The sequence below is a fragment of the Corallincola luteus genome (genome assembly GCF_004336975.1).
Taxonomy (GTDB): domain Bacteria; phylum Pseudomonadota; class Gammaproteobacteria; order Enterobacterales; family Neiellaceae; genus Corallincola; species Corallincola holothuriorum.
On sequence record NZ_SJXE01000005.1, the window covers coordinates 238,867 to 257,265 of the forward strand.

14 protein-coding genes are annotated in these 18,399 nt (G+C 51.3%); 4 read left to right on the forward strand and 10 right to left on the reverse strand.

Annotated elements, in window-relative coordinates; all coding sequences use genetic code 11:
- Positions 1-36: 36 nt before the first annotated feature.
- Both EZV61_RS12205 and EZV61_RS12210 read right to left on the reverse strand, forming a co-directional pair.
- Entirely contained in the window at positions 37-768 is a 732-nt protein-coding gene (locus EZV61_RS12205) for a DUF3379 family protein (protein ID WP_114339019.1), read from the reverse strand.
- Complete coding sequence (locus EZV61_RS12210) at positions 761-1,330, reverse strand: sigma-70 family RNA polymerase sigma factor (RefSeq protein ID WP_114339020.1); 570 nt, start codon at positions 1,328-1,330, stop codon at positions 761-763. The genes EZV61_RS12205 and EZV61_RS12210 overlap by 8 nt, the downstream gene beginning before the upstream one ends.
- 188 nt (positions 1,331-1,518) lie before the next feature.
- Here EZV61_RS12210 and EZV61_RS12215 point away from each other — a divergent pair, with 188 nt between their 5' ends.
- A complete protein-coding gene (locus EZV61_RS12215) occupies positions 1,519-1,815 on the forward strand; it encodes a YfcZ/YiiS family protein (protein WP_114339021.1) in 297 nt (98 codons plus the stop codon).
- Positions 1,816-1,919: 104 nt separating this feature from the next.
- On the opposite strand, the gene EZV61_RS12220 is transcribed toward EZV61_RS12215, so the two are convergent.
- Genes EZV61_RS12220 through EZV61_RS12245 form a run of 6 tightly spaced genes read right to left on the reverse strand, consistent with a single transcriptional unit; the run spans position 1,920 to position 8,929 of the window.
- Positions 1,920-3,542, reverse strand: coding sequence for a BatD family protein (locus EZV61_RS12220; RefSeq protein ID WP_131415891.1), 1,623 nt, complete (start codon positions 3,540-3,542; stop codon positions 1,920-1,922).
- A 5-nt stretch (positions 3,543-3,547) separates the two neighbouring features.
- Positions 3,548-5,515, reverse strand: coding sequence for a tetratricopeptide repeat protein (locus tag EZV61_RS12225; protein ID WP_131415893.1), 1,968 nt, complete (start codon positions 5,513-5,515; stop codon positions 3,548-3,550).
- Positions 5,512-6,543, reverse strand: coding sequence for a vWA domain-containing protein (locus tag EZV61_RS12230; RefSeq protein ID WP_130567336.1), 1,032 nt, complete (start codon positions 6,541-6,543; stop codon positions 5,512-5,514). Before EZV61_RS12230 ends, EZV61_RS12225 begins: the two co-directional genes overlap by 4 nt.
- Positions 6,536-7,048 carry a DUF4381 family protein gene (locus tag EZV61_RS12235; protein ID WP_131415895.1) on the reverse strand — a complete coding sequence of 171 codons (513 nt, stop codon included), beginning with the start codon at positions 7,046-7,048 and terminating at the stop codon, positions 6,536-6,538. Before EZV61_RS12235 ends, EZV61_RS12230 begins: the two co-directional genes overlap by 8 nt.
- A complete protein-coding gene (locus EZV61_RS12240; protein WP_131415897.1) occupies positions 7,038-7,976 on the reverse strand; it encodes a DUF58 domain-containing protein in 939 nt (312 codons plus the stop codon). Before EZV61_RS12240 ends, EZV61_RS12235 begins: the two co-directional genes overlap by 11 nt.
- The gene (locus tag EZV61_RS12245) at positions 7,973-8,929 is read right to left on the reverse strand and encodes an AAA family ATPase (protein WP_114339027.1); all 957 of its coding nucleotides are present in this window, start codon (positions 8,927-8,929) and stop codon (positions 7,973-7,975) included. The genes EZV61_RS12240 and EZV61_RS12245 overlap by 4 nt, the downstream gene beginning before the upstream one ends.
- A 238-nt stretch (positions 8,930-9,167) precedes the next feature.
- Here EZV61_RS12245 and fadI point away from each other — a divergent pair, with 238 nt between their 5' ends.
- The 3 genes from fadI to EZV61_RS12260 all read left to right on the forward strand — a co-directional run bounded on the left by fadI (position 9,168) and on the right by EZV61_RS12260 (position 12,996).
- Entirely contained in the window at positions 9,168-10,478 is a 1,311-nt protein-coding gene (gene fadI / locus EZV61_RS12250) for an acetyl-CoA C-acyltransferase FadI (RefSeq protein ID WP_131415899.1), read from the forward strand.
- 3 nt (positions 10,479-10,481) lie between these two features.
- Positions 10,482-12,608, forward strand: a complete 2,127-nt coding sequence (gene fadJ, locus EZV61_RS12255) for a fatty acid oxidation complex subunit alpha FadJ (protein WP_131415901.1) — start codon at positions 10,482-10,484, stop codon at positions 12,606-12,608.
- A gap of 187 nt (positions 12,609-12,795) precedes the next feature.
- Positions 12,796-12,996: a hypothetical protein gene (locus EZV61_RS12260; RefSeq protein ID WP_233496505.1), complete on the forward strand. Its 201-nt coding sequence runs from the start codon at positions 12,796-12,798 to the stop codon at positions 12,994-12,996.
- A gap of 18 nt (positions 12,997-13,014) precedes the next feature.
- Here the strand turns inward: EZV61_RS12260 and EZV61_RS12265 are convergent, their stop codons facing one another.
- Together EZV61_RS12265 and EZV61_RS12270 are read right to left on the reverse strand one after the other, a co-directional pair.
- Positions 13,015-15,114: a bifunctional diguanylate cyclase/phosphodiesterase gene (locus EZV61_RS12265; RefSeq protein ID WP_165569593.1), complete on the reverse strand. Its 2,100-nt coding sequence runs from the start codon at positions 15,112-15,114 to the stop codon at positions 13,015-13,017.
- Positions 15,115-15,495: 381 nt separating this feature from the next.
- Entirely contained in the window at positions 15,496-18,273 is a 2,778-nt protein-coding gene (locus EZV61_RS12270) for an insulinase family protein (protein ID WP_130567341.1), read from the reverse strand.
- Between the last annotated feature and the right edge of the window lie 126 nt (positions 18,274-18,399).

Sequence of the window (18,399 nt, forward strand, 5' to 3'; positions counted from 1 at the left end):
CTTGTGGCCGCGTTTTTTTTCGCTTGCGCGATCAGTTTAAATATTCTGCCAGCGCAGTGATTTTTGTAATCGTTGTTCAACGGTCTTGATCTGCGCGTTAGGCTCAGATAGCACCACCATACTCATCCCTTGGCCCTGGGAGTCGGTGAAGTGGTGGACTGAGCCAGCCATTTTGCCATCGTTGAACTGTTCATCGACCGGGCGCTTATTGTCAGGCACAAAAAACACCGTGACGCGATGGCCGCTATCGTCGTCAACAATCAAATGCAGTGAGCGAGTGCCATCAAAATCGCAGAAGTTAGCGAAATACACATGGCCAATATCCTGCTCCAGCTGACCTCCTAATTTGGCCAGTTTACTGTTCACCTGCTGAAAACGTAGTCCTTCATCAATGCCATCAAGATGATCAGCTTCGCCGTAAACATGCGCTAGTGAGTGTTGAATGACATTAAAATCATGTTGCGGTGTGCTCTTGAGCAAGCTAAAGCTAATGCCGACAGCAAAGGCGATGGATGCAGCCAAGGCTAAATGTACCCGCGAACGTTTACGTTGCTGACGGAACTGTTCCATTGACTGACTCAGGATCAAACGTTCGGCTAATCCTTCAGGCACTGGCACTTTTACCGCGCTGCTAATTTTTCCATCAAGCTGTTTTAGTTCGTCAGCAAACTGCTGATTACTCGGGGATGATGTCAGTGCGTCACTGATCTGCGGATCCTTATCATTGGGATCGGCATACAGGCGCCTTCTTAACTCCAGATCATCCATTGCTGTGACCTCGCTTTCTATCGCTTGTTTCTAATGCTTCTTTCAATTGGTTTCTTGCGCGAAACAAACGTGTCATGACTGTATTTTTGTTGAGCCCAAGTTGCTCGGCTATCTCATCGCCGCTAAAACCACCTAATACCTGCAAAATCAGTGGTTCTCTGTACTCAGGTGCCAACATTGCGATTTGACGTCGAAGCAGGTGGTTCTCGGTATCCTGCTCTGTGGAAACCGATTGCTGATCGGCGACCGGTTGGTCGTCAATATCCACCACATCAAACTGCTTGCGCTCAAAGCGCCGGGCGTTCTCGCGACGTACGATGGTAAATAGCCAACTTTTGGCTGCTTTTTCATCTTTCAACGAATCCAAAGAGCGCCATGCCCTAAGGAAAGTTTCCTGAACTAAATCTTCTGCTATGTCGGGGCTGTGACAAAGCCAATAGGCATAGCGATAAAGATCGCCGTGCAGGGCGTTGACCAGGGCCTCATAGCGTTTCTGTTTATTTGCCATATCAACAGAGACCGGGTCTTTTGATTTTTTCTTTCGAAAAAGTGTAACTGCCATAAATTTAGGTCCAAAATAATGGAGTACGCAGCGGCTTTGGCTGGTTTGTTTCGCTGATTGGACTCTCTCGAAGAGCGAGTAGCGCCTCAACTAAAGGGGCTATTATGCGCTGATGGGTTGATACAGTTCAAACAGCCTAGTGAGATCTGCGTTATATTGCAGATATGTTTATCGATTAAGGTAAGAAAATGAGTAAGGATCTAACCTGTACCGCCAATGAAACAGAAGTATGTTGTTGCGTTGATGTCGGTACTATTCTCGATGGTGAGGATTGCACTGCGGAAGTGTCTGCTGTCGTTGCCGATGAAGCTGCTTTGGAAACGATCTTGGCCCATTGGTTGTCTATGGCCGAAAGCAAGTCGTCCGAGCCGGTTGAAGTGGTCGAAGTGAAGAAGCAAGAGGTCGCCGGTGGCATTGAAGTCTCTGGTACTTATCGCTTTGGCTGTCAGGCGGAAGGGCTGTTGTTCCAATTGGCACTAAGATAATTTCTGCGAAATAGCCTGCGTTTTTGTTCGAGCGGAAACGTAGCAAAGAGATGAATAAAAAAGGGCTGTGACGACAGCCCTTTTTTGTGCCCGAGAGTCACTGTTTAGGCAGTCGGATACAGCGGTGGTAATGACGTTCCGTTGGCTGGAACAGTCTGCATATAGCTGCTCTTTATTGCCGCTAATAGGGGCTCGGCAGGCCAAGTTTCGGCCTGTTGGTTGACCGCTTTATCCAGTGACGTTAGTTGATTTTCAATCTGTATGGCATTGGTGGCCGATACGGAAGCTAACCACTGCCGACGGCTGCGCCAGCCCTGAGATAAGCACCAACGCTGCAAGCCTTGTTGGATCGCGGCGGGTTGCGCTGTTGTACACACTTTTTCCAATTCAGCAAAAGAGAGGTTTTTCGCTGATGCAGGCTGTATCTGTGCCTGAGGTGTCGACTTGCTGCGCTTCAGATAACCATAGATCGCAGCCGTTAATGTCACTAACCACAAGATGCTCATCAATATAAATGGCCAGAACCAGGTGCTGTCTTGTTCCACCTGCACAGGGGATGCTTGTCGCGTATTCTCTGCGAGCGGCACTTGTCCTTCGGCGGCTATCACGGTAAATGTTCGTGCCGGCAGTTCTGCTGTTCTTTGTCTATTTTGCGCTGTATCCCACCAACTCACTGAGAGCGCCGGGAACGTGAGTTCTCCCGCTTGGGTTGGGATCAAGGCGACCGACTCCACACGCTGGGCGATCAGGCGATCTTCCTGTACATAGGTGTCGTTAATCGCCTTATCTGGGTAGACCTTAACGGTTGCCGGGTATTGGATCTGCAAATTTGGCAACTGTTTATCTTCAATGCCGATGGCACTGAGGGTGATGGTGCGGGTGATCGGCTCTCCTACCGTCAATTGGCTATTTTGCGGTTGCCATTCATCATGCAAGGTGACTAATTCCGATGGTAGCCAGTGGCCGCTGTAGTTTTCGGGTGCAGCTTTTACCTGCAGTGTCAGAGTGGGTGCCGACTCGTTGACTGGCAACCCGTACAACTGCCCCCGTGAATTTTGCTTCACCAATTGTCCTTTGACGTTGGCACCGATGATCTCGTAACTGCCTGCTTGTTCTGGCACCACAGCAAAGTTGCGCTGGATCACTTGGTAGCGACGGCCATCGACTATCTCTGTGGTTTTAGTATCAGAGCCGATATTGCGGATCGCCGCATCGGCCATCTGTGGATCAGCCAGGCTACCGTTGCGTAGTTCTTCGCCGAGATAAAGTTTGACGCTATAGCTGATCTGTTGTCCTAAATAAGCGGTGGTACTGGACAGTTCGGCGTCAATAAATAGATCCCGCGCCGGTCCAGTTTGCTTGGGTATTGGTCGCACATCGATAGTCACCGGTTTGCCCTTCACGCCATCGACAGAGGCGGCGGGCAGGGTATAAGTGCCTGCTTTGCGCGCATAAATTTCGGTGCGCCAGGTGGTTTGCCGTCTACTATCGCCATTGATGATTTGATAGTTACGGCTGACATTTGTTGCACCTACCACTAGGCCTTGCCGTAATAGCGCATCACGATCCAACTCCAGTTTGTCGGCGTTGGCATCGACACTGATGGTCAGCACAAAACGCTCCTCCACAAACACTGGATTAGGTGCCACAGAGCTGTCAATTTGCATGCTTGCCAATGACTGGTTGGCCCAAAGCAGCAGGATTAAAAGGGCAAAAAGTCGTTGCATATGTGCTACCAAAGTTGTGTCTCCTCGCTTGTCTCTCCGGCTTTTTCCCGTCGCAGATGTTCAAGCTTCATTTTGTTTCTGAGCAGTAATGACGGATCGTCGGGGATCTGCTCTAACCAGCGTTGTAGTTTTTGCTCTTCAGGGGAAAGGGGCTCACCTGGGGCGGTGGCGTAGGCCTGTGCTCCCTCTTGTTCTGGTTTGTCATCATTTATCTCCGGGTTAGCTGTCACCGGTTGTGGCTGTGGCATTTCAGCCTGACCATCGGGCTGGCTTCCGTCCTGTTCGCCGGGAGTCGGTTGTGGTGCCTTTAGTGCTGATTCATCGACCTCCAACTCGGAATCACCAGCGTTGCCCGCTGGCGGTTGGCTATCACTGTCTGCAGCTTCGTTCGGCGGCTGCTCGCCACCAGTTTGCTCTTGCGGTGGTTGATCGCCGGTGCCGTTTTTGCTCGTTTCGCTATTTTCGCCATCGCCTGGTGGTTGTTGATCCGGTTGATTTTCTTCACTATCGCCTTCGCCGGGCTGGCCCTGCTGCTCTTGTTGTTCGTCGCCAGGTTGCCCTTGTTGCGACTCATCATTACCGTCGCCAGACTCTCCCTGAGACTGGTCAGGATTGTCTTCCATCAGGTCCATAATGCGCTGACGATTGGTGACTGCATTCGCTAACTCTGGATCCAGTTCAAGGGCGCGGTTATAGGCGTCTAATGCTTCTTGGTACTGTTGTGACATCGCCAGTGCATTGCCACGATTGTAATGATTAATAGCATCATCAAATTCAGCATAGATAGCTGCGGCTTCTTCATATTGCCCCGCTTTATAGAGGCTAGCCGCGCGCCAGGCATCATTATCAAATGTTGCTGCCGCTTTGGCATAGTCGCCGTTTGCGAAAGACTCCGCCGCCAGTTGGTCATCGCTTTTCAGGGCATCAGGCAACCAATCGGCTTTGACCTGCGGAGCGGGCAGCAGCATTGGCACGCCCAACAGCAAGATGAGTAGGCCGCGACGAAACGCAGACAGTGCCAGAGGTAACAACAGCAGCACTAACCAATAACCGCTGTCGTGCCATTGCCACACCTCACCATCAACGGTTTGCGCTGTTTGGCTGTCGCCCTGGCTTATTGCCAATAAACTTTTGATATCGAGGTCGTCACTGCGAATACGAATATATTGACCGCCACTGTTCTGACTGGCTTTGCGCAGTGTGTTCTCTTCTAATGTGGGTACCGGCAGTTCGCCGTCCACCATCTTCAGGAGGCTGCCGTCGGGCATGCGGATCGGTCCACCATTGGGCGTACCCACCCCCAAAATGGACAGTTCAAAGCGGTCACCCAACAGGGCTTGGATCCGCTGCTGCTGTCCGGGTCTTATCTCATCACCAATGAGAAACAGTTGCCCCTTTTGATAGCCAGCGCTGGTGAGCAGTTCGATTGCCAGTGCCACGGCTTTATCAGGACGGCTCCCCATGGCCGGCATGATGCTGGGATCTAATGCGGGGATCATGGTTTTTAGATTATTGATATCCGAGGTTAATGGGCTGAGTACATAGGCATCGCCAGCGAAGCTGATCAGTCCGGTGTCTCCCTCCTGCCAGCCATCTAATAGATCCATGGCTTTGTAGCGTGCTTGGACTAAACGATTTGGTTTGAGATCGGTTGCCAGCAGCGACAGTGACATATCCATAATCAACACCCGCCCGTTGGGGGCGGCGGACAGTGGGGTTTGCACCTGATACCAACTAGGGCCAGCCATCGCCAAAGTATGTAAGCACCAAATCGCACTGAGCAGCCATAGCCATCCCTTGTGTGCAGGGGAATCGTCGGTCATCAAACGCTTTAGTAACTCGGGGTGCACGAGCTTTTGCCAACCGGAGTTGGCGAAGTTCTGCCGCCATAACCACCAGATCACCAAGGGAAGAGGCAATAGGCTCAATAACCAAAATGGGCGCAGGAGATGAAAGTCAGTTAGCCAGTTCATTGTTCAGCTCCAGATACGTTGGCTGCATTAGCTGGAGGCAGTGTTAGCCGGTTTGCGAACATCGACCAAAAGAAGGCTGCTGTGATCAGTAGGAATGCTAACCCTAAAGGCCAAAAATAGATCTCGGTGGTTGGTCGTAACATCGGACGGTCTTGGTCAACGGGTTCTAGTTGTTCAATCTCTTGGTAGATCTGTGCCAGATCTTCAGCATCTCTGGCGCGAAAATAGCGGCCGCCGGTCAGGGCGGCTATTTTGGTCAGTGTGACCTCATCCAGATCGGCACTGGGATTAACTTTGCGGGTGCCCATGAAGGTCCGCTTAATCATTTCGTCGGCACCGACGCCGATGGTATAAACCTTCACCCCTTGTTCTGCGGCCACCTTGGCTGCATCCAGTGGGCTCACTTCACCGGCGGTGTTCTGGCCGTCAGTAAGTAATATCAGGATCTTTTGTGGTTGTTCATCGGCTAATAGGCGTTTGGTGGCTAAGCCTATCGCTTCACCAATGGCGGTTGATTGCCCAACCAGGCCAATCACCGTATCCGCTAGCAGTTGTTTCACGGTGCCGGTATCGAAGGTGAGAGGGGCTTGCTGGTAGGCGTTGTCAGCAAACAAAATCAAACCGACTCGATCGCCATTGCGCCGCTCAATAAACTCGCCAACCACGTGTTTTACTAGGGTTAGACGGTCAACCGCGCGGCCTCTGACCTGCATATCTTCAATCTCCATGCTCCCTGAGAGATCCACTGCGAGCATGAGATCACGTCCTTTGGCTGGCACTTCCACGGGATCTCCCAGCCACTGTGGGCGGCTGGCGGCAATCACCAGCAGCACCCACGCTATTATCGCAAGCCATTTGATCTGTACCGGCCGGCCGCCACTGTTGGCTGTAAGCGAGTGTTGCGACAGCAAGGCAAAGGTTGGTAACCGCAAAGCGCCCGCTTTTGTCTCTACTTGCGGCAGAAAAAAGTAACTCAGTAGCGGCAGCGGCAGGGCAAGAAGCAGCCAAAGCCATTGAAACTCAAGCATCTTTCCTCCCTCTGTTTTGTTGTGTTGCAGCTGTTGTGCGGTGATGAGGTAACCGAGTGTGCTGTAACCAGTACGCTGCGGCAGCACGTAACGCGGGCACCTGTGTCGAGGCTGAAAAATCGGCCTTAAATCGTTGATCATCTGCGAGCAGTTGCAGTGGTGAGATCTGCTCGCGTAGCTTGGACGGAAGATGCACTGCTAAATCGTCGAACCAAGCTTTTCCACTGGCCGGTTGTACGCTGAGCGCGTCGGGCTGGTAGGCGCGTATCACCTGTTGCAGTAGCTGTTTCAGTGGCCAAAGCTGCGCCAGGGTATGGTCATCCATCGCGGTCAGTGTCCGTAAACCGATACGGCAGTAGCGTCGCTGCTGATAGCGAAGATAAAGTGCCACTGTGATGGCCACTGCGCATAACAGCAAGGCAACGAGCAAGGCGATCAGCGGCCATGAGATGCTGCTGACCATAGGTGGCAGTAGAAGATCTTCAAGGTCTAATTTAGCGCCCATGATGCTGCCTCCGCCACTGCTTGTTGATCTCTTCGTGGGCACCGATATGAAATAAGCGACAGCCACTTTTTTGTAGCTGGTCTAAACGGCTCTGGCGCGCCAGCTCTAAGCGTTGTTGGCATTGCTGGCGCTGGTTGCGTTGACTGAGGGGGAGGATGGCGCGCTGATTGCCATCGGTGATCATCAGATCATTGCCAAACTCAGTTTCAGGTAACTGGATCTCCAATGGGTCATAGATCTCTCCTGCGATGAGGTCGTTGTGGCGCCCCAGCAGGTTGAGGTGGCGGATCCCTTCGTCATTGAGCTGTTGGAAATCACTGATTAGGATCACCTGGCTACCGGGACGGACGATATAACGCAGACGACTTAAGGCGTGGTTAAAATCCTGGGGCTCTATGCCATGTTGAGGTGTTTGTTCATGTAGTGACACCATGGTGTGGATTAAGTGCAACACCGCAGCAGAGCGACTTTTAGGTTTCAGCTCCTGATGTTGATATTGATTCCAGATCAGACCGCCGATGCGATCGCCATTGTCACAGGCGCACCATGCGAGTTGTGCGGCCAAGTGCGCTGCTTGCACCGATTTAAAACGCCACTGGCTTCCGAAGCGCATGCTGGCACCCAGATCGACAAGCAGAAACACTGGCCGTTCTCGTTCTTCATGGAACAGCTTGGTATGGGCTTTACCTGTGCGCGCGGTAACACGCCAATCAATACTACGAATATCATCACCGGGCTGGTAGTGACGGGTTTCTGCGTACTCCATGCCTCGACCGCGGGCTTTGCTTTGATAGCTACCCGCCAATTTACTACGCAGTTGTCTCGGTTTGAGCAAGGAGATGCCACCGGTTTGCTGTTTCAACGCAATAAGACTGCGTTGCTCCAGCGCCCAGCCTGGCTCAGCCCTGTGGGATCTTTCCTCTGTCACGGCAGCGGCACCAAGGCTAATATCTTGTCTAATACCTGATTGACGGTGACGCCGTCAGCTTCTGCTTCATAGCTCAGCAGCAGGCGGTGTCTGAGCACATTATGGAACACGCTATGGATATCATCAGGGGTGACAAAATCACGCTCTGCTAACCAAGCATTGGCACGGGCACAGCGTTCCAGCGAAATAGTGGCGCGAGGGCTAGCACCGAACTGCAGCCAGCTGGCCAGTTGTTGATCATAAGCGGCAGGTTGGCGGGTGGCGATAATCAGCTGCACCAGATACTGCTCCAACTCTGGCGCCATATGCAGTGACAATATTTTTTTGCGGGCAGAGAAAATACTTTGCTGGGTCAGTTTTTCGTCGATCTTAACCATCTCGCCTAGCGCTTCGTTACGGCTGAGTTTTAAGATCTGCTGCTCAACTTCTACCCCGGCATAGTCCACTTCCAGATGCATTAAGAAACGATCTAACTGTGCTTCCGGCAGCGGATAGGTGCCTTCTTGTTCGATGGGGTTCTGCGTCGCCATGACCAGGAATAGTTCTGGTAGTTGATAGGTCTTACTGCCGACAGTGATTTGGTGCTCACCCATCGCTTCAAGCAGGGCTGACTGCACCTTGGCCGGCGCCCGGTTGATCTCATCCGCCAGGATCAAATTATGAAACAGTGGCCCCTGTTGGAACTCAAAGCTGCCATTTTCCGGGCGATAGATATCTGTGCCGGTGAGATCAGCAGGCAGCAGGTCAGGGGTGAATTGGACGCGGTGAAAGTCGGCTTCGATGCCGTCAGATAGTGCTTTAATCGCACGGGTCTTGGCTAAGCCTGGAGGCCCCTCAACTAATAAGTGGCCATCGGCTAACAGGGCAACCAAAATATTATGGGTAAGCTCGGGTTGTCCCAAAATCTGCTGATTCAAATAATTGTTGAGTTGTTGGAACTGACTCACTGGCATGGTTTACGTACCTTCTAAGCATTTCTCTGGTGGCTCAACAGTGAGCCTAAGCCTTGGCGGCTATTGGTTTTATCTAATAATGGGGGCGAGATCCAGTATCACAACCGTCACAAATGTAAGGAAAAATCAAAACGGGTGTTTGAAACCGGTCAAGGACTAGCTACAATGCGTTTAGTTAAGAGGTCAGACCTCTAGGTCGAGTAGGCCTCCCTCAATAAACAAATAAGAAAGGTGTGGGATGAGTAAACAGGCATTGCCCCTCGTCAGCCAGGGCGGACATCGTATCGCAGTGGTCTCTGGATTGAGAACGCCATTTGCCAAGCAGGCAACGGCTTTTCATAAAGTCTCTGCGCTGGATCTGGGAAAAACCGTCGTTGCAGAGATGATGCAACGTATCGACCTGGATCCGGCATTAGTTGATATGCTGGTGTTTGGTCAGGTGGTGCAGATGCCTGAAGCGCCCAATATTGCCCGTGAAATTGTGCTGGGGACCGGGATGAATGTGGCGACCGATGCGTATAGTGTGAGCCGCGCTTGTGCGACCAGTTTCCAGTCGGTAGCCAATGTCACCGAGTCTATCCTCGCCGGACAAAGTCAGATCGGTATCGCTGGGGGCGCTGATTCCAGTTCCGTGCTTCCTATTGGCGTCAGTAAGAAATTAGCCACCGTGCTGGTCGAATTGAATAAAGCGCGCACCCTTGGTCAACGGTTAAAGATCATTCGTCAGTTGGGTTTAAAGGATCTGATGCCTGTGCCGCCAGCGGTGGCGGAATACTCCACTGGCCTGAGCATGGGACAAACCGCAGAGCAGATGGCAAAAAGCCACGGCATCACCCGGCAGGCGCAGGATGAACTGGCACACCGTTCTCATACGCTCGCTGCCAAAGCGTGGCAAGACGGTCTGCTAGACGATGAAGTGATGACCGCCCATGTGCCGCCCTATAAATCTTTTATTGAACAAGATAACAACATCCGAGCCGATGGTTCGCTGGCCGGTTACGCCAAATTACGCCCAGCTTTCGATCGTCGCCATGGCACAGTGACCGCAGCTAACAGTACGCCACTGACGGACGGTGCAGCGGCAGTGATGCTGATGCGGGAAGATATCGCGCACTCGTTAGGGCTGGAACCCTTAGGCTATATCCGCAGTTACGCTTTTGCTGCGATTGACGTTTGGCAGGATATGCTGATGGGCCCCTCTTATGCCACGCCAAGGGCCTTAGCTAATGCGGAGATCACGCTGAACGATCTCACTCTGATCGATATGCATGAGGCGTTTGCCGCCCAAGCTTTGTCAAATGTGAAGATGTTTGCCAGCGACAAGTTTGCTCAGGAGAAACTGGGATTAAGCAGCGCCATTGGTGAGATTGATATGGATAAATTTAATGTCCTGGGCGGGTCTATCGCTTATGGCCACCCGTTTGCAGCCACGGGCGCAAGGATGATCACGCAGACACTGCGGGAATTAAAGCGACGGGGAGGCGGGTTAGGCTTAACCACTGCCTGCGCGGCTGGTGGTTTGGGTGCAGCAATGGTATTGGAGGCGTAACCGATGAGCGAACAGAATAACGCATTTACCCTGAGCTACCGTGACGATGGTATCGCTGTACTGACCATGGATGTGGTGGGTGACACCATGAACACCCTCAAAGCTGAGTTTGGCGACGAGGTGAATGGTGTCCTCGATGAATTAGAGGCAAAGTCGGATCTGCAAGGGGTTGTACTGGTCAGTGGTAAGCCTGACTCGTTTGTTGCTGGTGCCGATATCAGCATGCTCGATGCCTGTAGTACGGCCGCTGAGGCGGAAACATTGTCGCTGCAGGGGCATAAAGTATTTGATCGGCTGTTTGCATTGCCTGTTCCCGTTGTCGCGGCGATCCACGGTGCCTGTTTAGGTGGTGGCCTGGAGCTCGCGTTGGCGTGTCACCGCCGCGTATGTAGCGATGATGACAAGACCCGTTTAGGTGTGCCAGAAGTGCAGCTAGGACTGCTCCCCGGTGGTGGCGGTACCCAGCGCTTACCGCAATTAGTTGGCATCGCGAAGTCGTTGGATATGATGCTCACTGGTAAGCAGTTACGGCCGAAGCAAGCACTGAAAATGGGACTGGTCGATGAGGTGGTAGCCAATACTATCTTGCTTGAAACAGCGGTTAAGCTGGTGATGAAAGGCAAACCGAAGACGATCAAGCCGCGCCTAAAAGGAATCGAAAAACTGTTAGAGCGTAATCCGTTTGGTCGCAAGGTACTGTTTGATCAGGCGCGCAAGAAAACTTTGGCTAAGACCCGAGGTAATTATCCTGCGGCAGAGCGAATTTTGGATTGTGTGGAAGCCGGCGTGGCTGACCGCCGCCGCGGTTTTGCTACCGAAGCCAAACACTTTGGCAATCTGGTGCAGTCTGCGGAGTCGCAGCAGTTGCGGAATATCTTTTTTGCTACCACGGAAATGAAGAAAGAGAGTGGTGTCGAGGGCGGAGAAGCGGCTGCTATCCATAAGACGGCGGTGCTGGGCGGCGGCTTAATGGGGGCAGGAATTGCTAATGTCACAGCAATGCGAGCCAAGTTGCCGGTACGGATCAAAGATGTGGCTCCTGCAGGAATCAGCAACGCCTTGCGTTACAGCTATGACCGCTTGTTGAAACAGGTGAAGCGCCGCCATTTGACGAAGCGCCAGATGGAAAACCAGATGGCACGACTGACTGGTGCGACTGACTATTCCGGTTTCAGCGATGTTGATATCGTGGTGGAAGCTGTATTTGAAGATCTCTCTTTGAAGCACAGTATGGTGAAAGAGGTGGAGGCGAACGCTAAGCCGAACACCGTATTTGCCAGCAACACTAGCTCGCTGCCCATAGCTCAGATCGCAGAAGCCGCAGCACGTCCCGAAAACGTGATTGGTTTACACTACTTTTCCCCGGTAGAAAAAATGCCGTTGGTTGAAGTGATCGCCCACGATAAAACCTCTGCAGACACCATTGCTACCACGGTGGCCTTTGCCAAGAAGCAGGGCAAAACACCTATCGTCGTGAAAGATGGTGCGGGTTTTTACGTGAATCGTATTTTGGCGTTGTATGTGAATGAAACGGCGCAAATACTGCTGGAAGGCCATGGTGTGGATACCATCGATCGCGCCTTATTGAACTTTGGATTCCCAGTGGGACCGTTCAAATTGCTCGATGAAGTGGGCATTGATGTCGGTAGCAAGATCGCTCCTATTCTGGAGAGCGAGTTGGGTGAACGGTTTAAAGCTCCAGACGCATTTTCGAAGTTGATCGCGGATGGTCGTCTTGGCAAGAAAAGTAAGAAAGGTTTTTACGATTACGGTAAAAAATCGAAAGGGAAGCAGGTCGATCTGTCCGTTTACGGCGTGTTAGGCATGCAACCAACCGCCACCACCAATGCATCGGCTGTGGCGGAGCGCGCGGCGTTACAGATGCTGAATGAAGCGGCACGATGCCTAGAAGAGGGGATCATCGCTTCGCCTCGTGATGGTGATATTGGTGCTATTTTTGGTATCGGTTTTCCACCGTTTTTAGGTGGGCCCTTCCGTTATATGGACACCTTGGGAGCCAAGCATGTTGTGCATACGCTTAATGGCTTGAAAGAGACCCATGGCGAACGTTTTACCCCGTGTGATTTGCTACAACGCATGGCGGAAAATGATGAAAAATTTTACCAATAGTTCGTAGTTGTTGGCTGTATTAGGGAAAAGGCGGTTATAACCGCCTTTTTTTGTGGTTATTTTTCATACATTGCGATGGTATGATCTTGAGTGTGAATAGTGTTTCAGGCTGGCGTTTTTGTTTGGCGTGTTGTGTTGCTGCCGTATGGCGAGTCATTGCAATTAGGTAATTTGATAGGACTTTGTTGTGTTGCTGTTATTTGTTCCGTTAAGTGTCATTTGTGCGCTGTTTTTCTATGTAGAAGCGATGAAGTCAGCAATGAAGGCGAAACGCTGGGCGTTTGCCGCTGCTCTGGTTGGCCCTTTTGTGTGGCCACTGTTTCGGGTGGAACGACGTATGCAGTGGCGGCGAAACGCCGGAACCAGTGCGGTGGTCTGGGCGGCATAACCTCGCATGGAGTGACCGTTATGCCGTGCGCGGTGCTGTCTCCATTAGTTCGATGGGCAGATTGCCTTGCTGGGTTGAGAGCAGTGTCGTCATATCACGCTGGGATAGCGGCTTACTGAAGTAATAGCCCTGGCAGACATCGCAGCTCATGGCACTGAGTATTTTCAATTGGTCGCGGGTTTCAACGCCTTCGGCTATCACTTCCAGCCCTAAATTGTGGGCAATGGTAATAATGGCGTTGGCCATCTGCCGATCTTCCAGCGAACTTTCCAGATCCATGACAAAGGTGCGATCGATCTTCAGCGTGGTAATGGGGAATTTCTTCAAATAGGCCAGTGACGAATAGCCAGTGCCAAAATCGTCCAGTGCCAACATGATCCCTTGACGTCGCAATGCCTGCATCGATTCCACCGCGGTCTTCGGGCTCTGCATAACCGAGCTCTCGGTTATTTCCAACTCCAGCGCGTTTGCGGGTAAGCCCGTCTTCGCCAACACCGCTTCTACGTGATCGCTGAAGTTATCAAGATCGAGCTCTTTGGCCGACAGGTTGATGGCAATGTGGCCCTTATAGAGGCCGATGTCTCGCCACTGCTGAACGGTTTTACACGCCTGTTCCAATACCAGATTGCCGATATCGATAATCAGCCCTGATTCCTCCGCCAGCGGCATAAAATCACCGGGGAAAATAAGCCCTTGCTCTGGATGCCGAAGCCTGACCAGGGCTTCCATTCCCACCATCTGCTGTCGCTCAACAGAGTATTGTGGTTGATAGTGAACTTCGAACATGCCCTCTTTTAATGCCTGACGCATCAGTGATTCTAAATGCAGCCGTTTTATCGCTTGTTCGTTCATCGACTCGCTGAAAAACTGGTAGCGGTTGGCGCCCTGGTTTTTCGCGTAGTACATGGCGATATCAGCTTTTTTAAGCAACTCCTCTGTGCTTTCACCATCCAGTGGATACATGGCAATACCGATGCTGCTGGTAACAAACAGTTCAGATCCTTGCAGGGTAAAAGGGTCGTTGAGGGTCTGCATGGCGCGTTTGGCTACTTCTGTCAGAGTGCTGACAGAATTACTGCCCTCGATGACAATGGCGAACTCGTCTCCGCCTAATCGATAGAGGGTATCTTGTGAGCGGCAACAGCGCTTTAAACGGCGAGCAACGGCACACAAAACCTGATCGCCGGCATGGTGGCCTAATGAGTCATTCACCTTCTTAAAATCGTCTAAGTCGAACACCAGTAAGGCATGGGGCTCGGTTCTGCGTACCATGTGCTTGTGGTTAGCATAAAACAGCGAACGATTCGGCAGTTCTGTAAGGGTGTCAGAGTTCGCCAGTTTACGCAGTTCGCGTTCAGTGTTCTTACGTTGGGTGATGTCGGAGAAAACCCCGACATAGTGGGTAAACTGACCTTCATCATCACTGACCGCATCTATGGTCAGCTCGATTTGAAAAATATCACCATTGGCGCGGTTGGCTTCCAGTTCGCCAAACCAGCGTCCAGTACTTTTCAAGGTTTGCTTGAGCTGCTCAGTAAATTGCTGGGGATAACGGTCAAAGGCGAACTGCCAGTTGGTTAGCTGCTCCTTCTGGTAGCCGGTGATTTTGCAGAATGCCTGATTCACATCCACCGCTTTGAAGGCTTTATCAAGGATCACCACGGCATCGGAGATATTCTCTAAAGTGTGGGAAAACAGCAGGTGTTGATCTTTACTCTGCATCAGGTGGTTGATATCAGACAGCGTCCCCGCCATGCGGGTTGCATGCCCTTGGTTGTCTTTCCCAACGACTCGGCCACGGTCGAGTACCCAAAACCAGCTGTCATTGTGTTGCCCTTTGAGCCGGTAGGTGATCTGGAACTGATCACTGCCCCCTTGGATATGTTCATTCAAGGCCTTTCTGACCCGGGGTAGATCTTTTGGATGAATAGTACCGGCGGTATAGTGGTCGTCACTCCGCAAGCCATCGTCAGGAAAGTAGTCCCAATGATGGCCACGATGAAACTCCTGCTTGGCAATATCCCACTCCCACCACTCGTCGCCACTGGCATTAAGTGAGTGATTTAGTCGCACGAGTTGCTCGTTCAGCTGGTGCCGACGATGTTGTATGCGACTCATTAACTTGCTAAGCAATTTATACATCAACAAACAAGTGCCAATGACGATCAGGATAATTTCAGCATAGTCGCTGATATTCGAACCTGCTGAATTAGCGAACTTATTTGCGGCGGCAAATGAGGGGGGACAGATCGTTACACTGAAAGCAGTCAAACTGCTTAATAGGGAAGTTCTTAGTAATTTTTTAGACGACAACAACGCTGGCAAAACAACCCCAATTAACCATGGCGTCTAGTGGTTAGGTGCCATGATTTATTTATGATAATCAGCTGGTTATGAACCGTTGGTGAAAAATGATACTGATATCATTGGTAACAAAATCGCACATTATGGGAAATTGCTTAAACAGACAAGGCTTGAGATCGCATTGTTTGATCTTGATTAGTTGAGAACAAACCTTTCGCACATTAGTTTGAACTCGGCAATGTTTTCCACATGAGTCACGTCTTTGTCTGCCACCGGGGTTGGGTCTTGTTCGCCATGGCTGTATAGCACCACGCGATCGACCTCGGTTGATAGCAGGCGCTCCTCAACAAAGCGTTGAATACGTTGCTTGGTGAGCCCTTGAATATGCTTAGCCACATGCTCTCTTTGGTTAAACTCAATGTCCTTATTACCAATACTGACCCAATAACGCTGAGCCAGGGTTCTTAGGTTGTTGTCGGGCTCAATTACCTGATTAATGAGTCCTAGTTGGGCGTGTTGCCACTCCTCATCCGACATTTGCTCGAGTATGGCCGGGAAAGTTTTTAAGAATTCATCGACGGCTGAAAGCAGGGTGTTCGGGCCGTTATTTGGCGATTGTAGGTACATAATGAGGCCCGGATGGCGTTGCATCGGCAAGTAACCCGTGCCCACCATATAACCTAGCTGTTGCTGTGTTCGCAATTCATGGAAGAAAGGCGATGACAACAGATGGTTGAGGAGTAAGAACAGAGCCACTTTATTTGGCGAGGTGAGGGTGGATTGGTAGTAAACCACCAGAGCCGCGTCGTTGTGGGGAACTTCCAGTTGACGATGAAGTGTGCCTAGGCCGCCTATATTTAGCAGCTCCCGGGGGCAGCCTTTACCTGGGCGGGCATGACTAAACAGGCGTTGCTGTACCCAATTCCCCAGCTCGGCAGCTTCGTCAGCTAGCCAATCGCCATGGATCATCATCTCTAAATGCAGTTCCACTTTGAAGCTGTCAACGTAGTCTCGCAGTTGCGGCAGGGTGACATTCTGGATCTCATCAGCCAGCCTTCTAGGGCCTGGATTAGCCGGTTGCAACAGTGCCGCCAACTCGGAAAAAAGTTGGCTGACCGGACGGTTCTTCTCGGCATTTTTCCAGTGGCGAAGTAGCTGACTTTTTAGCTGGACAAAACTCTGCTCATGAAACTCGGGATAGTAGAGGTGCTGCAGCAGGGTTTCTAATAACAGGCGTTGTTTGCCGGTAAAACCGGCCAGGTGCAAAGTGACGCCGCACTGATGGGCATAGATGTGGTAGCTAAGCCCAGCTATCTCTGCGGGATAAGTGGTCTCTGACAGGTTATCTAAAATCATCTCTACCGCCAGACGCAACATGGCTATCTCGGTCGGATTTCGGCTGGCATAGGGGCTATCAACGCTTAAATAGAGATGCCCTTTGGGCTGGTTAAATTTCTCTTCCTGTTTATGCCAAAGGCGGAAGTGAGGTTGGTCAACCAGTCGCACCGGATGAGCAAGCGGCTGGGCTACCTCGCGCGGTTCATTGGCGGCCACTAAATAGGGATTGGGTGGCGGTAATACATGGGGACGCAAAGACACTTTTGGTTGTTTCCAGCTGGCGAGCATCTCTTCATCAAAGGGAAACACACTGTAGTGAGTAAAGTAGAGCTTTGCTTCGCGATCGGTATTGACCTCAGGAGCGATGACATAAAGGCGCATATTTTCAGGTTTGAGCAATGCCAAGCGGGCGTTGGCTTCCGCTTGAATCAGCCCTTCCATGCGGTAATCGCCGTAGATCACATCTTCTTCGTTGTAGTGCTGCATATTAACCGCAAGATGACCAACGAGGTCGATAGGGCGTCCTTTCTCCTGAAAACGGAATGCTTGTTCGGTCAGCTGTTTCTTCTCGGCGTAGCGCCAATCTTCAAGGCCGTTCGCTTTGATCTCGTTGATCAGGGCAAAGGTATGTTCAACGATATCTGGCACATGGCCTAAGCCCTGCTCGGTTAGCAGAAACTCAATATTAAAATCTTTGAAGTTACTGCCGTTAATGCCGCCGCCCGCCGACATGCTGGAGACCCAATTGTTCGCTTTTAATTGCGCAAGCAGGCTGTCACTGCCTTCGTCGCCGAGTAGGTGACTGATGAAGTTGACCGGTTTAGTGCGGTAGCAGCTATCTACCTCCGGCATGGCGAAACTCATGATCAGTTTACGAACCGTTTTTTGCGGTTTAACTAATAGGGTGATGCCTTGATCTTCTGGTCGATACAGTGGCTCTTTGACCAGGCTGGGTTTGGTTTCTCCACTGCGTACGCCATCAAACACTGAGATCGCTTCAATCTGTTCGGCTAATGGCATCGCGCTGAGCATACACAGGGTCATGTTGCCGGCATGGTAGTTTTGCGCAAAATATTCACGTAATTCGGTTGCCAGTTCCGAGCCTTCTCTGTCGGCTAGGGTCTCCAAATCACCCACTGAGAATTTGGCAAACGGGTGAGCTGGATTAATGGTTTCTTTATGTACTTGAAACAGGCGGCGCACATCGTCTTTGATCTTCATCCGGTATTCGGCATCGATCGACTGACGCTCTTTCTCTAACCAGCCGGGATCGAGCAATGGAGCGATAAAAAACTGAGCAAAGCGATCTAGCGCAGGTAAAAATTGTTGGTGGTCAATATCAAAGAAATAGCAGCTGTGTTCGGTGCCGGTCCAGCCGTTATGATTGCCACCGTGTGTTGAGATAAATTTTTGATAATCTTCGGCATTTGGATATTTCTCTGTGCCGAGGAATAGCATATGTTCGAGTAGATGAGACATGCCCTGGCGTTCGACGGGGTCATTGAAATGACCCACATTCACCGCTAATGCAATGGCAGATTTTGTCGCTTGCGGATCTTCTGCTAACAACACTCGCAGGCCATTTTCTAGCGTCAGATAGCGATAGCTTCTGTGGTCATTTGGGCTGGTGAGCACGCTGCCTCCGTCTCAAACTGGGTGACATTAAATACTAGTTGATCATCAAAGGCTTGTCGCAATCTTTGTTATGTTGACTGTAATTTATGAGCGTTCTGCTTGCCCTATGTATGGGGCTTCCCTATG

Bases quoted from the DNA above. Each gene is read 5' to 3' on its own strand.
- EZV61_RS12205 (WP_114339019.1), bottom strand. From the start codon at position 768: ATGGATGATCTGGAGTTAAGAAGGCGCCTGTATGCCGATCCCAATGAT.
- EZV61_RS12225 (WP_131415893.1), bottom strand. From the start codon at position 5,515: ATGAACTGGCTAACTGACTTTCATCTCCTGCGCCCATTTTGGTTATTG.
- EZV61_RS12230 (WP_130567336.1), bottom strand. From the start codon at position 6,543: ATGCTTGAGTTTCAATGGCTTTGGCTGCTTCTTGCCCTGCCGCTGCCG.
- EZV61_RS12210 (WP_114339020.1), bottom strand. From the start codon at position 1,330: ATGGCAGTTACACTTTTTCGAAAGAAAAAATCAAAAGACCCGGTCTCT.
- EZV61_RS12245 (WP_114339027.1), bottom strand. From the start codon at position 8,929: ATGCCAGTGAGTCAGTTCCAACAACTCAACAATTATTTGAATCAGCAG.
- EZV61_RS12235 (WP_131415895.1), bottom strand. From the start codon at position 7,048: ATGGGCGCTAAATTAGACCTTGAAGATCTTCTACTGCCACCTATGGTC.
- EZV61_RS12215 (WP_114339021.1), top strand. From the start codon at position 1,519: ATGAGTAAGGATCTAACCTGTACCGCCAATGAAACAGAAGTATGTTGT.
- EZV61_RS12220 (WP_131415891.1), bottom strand. From the start codon at position 3,542: ATGCAACGACTTTTTGCCCTTTTAATCCTGCTGCTTTGGGCCAACCAG.
- EZV61_RS12265 (WP_165569593.1), bottom strand. From the start codon at position 15,114: ATGAGTCGCATACAACATCGTCGGCACCAGCTGAACGAGCAACTCGTG.
- fadI (WP_131415899.1), top strand. From the start codon at position 9,168: ATGAGTAAACAGGCATTGCCCCTCGTCAGCCAGGGCGGACATCGTATC.
- fadJ (WP_131415901.1), top strand. From the start codon at position 10,482: ATGAGCGAACAGAATAACGCATTTACCCTGAGCTACCGTGACGATGGT.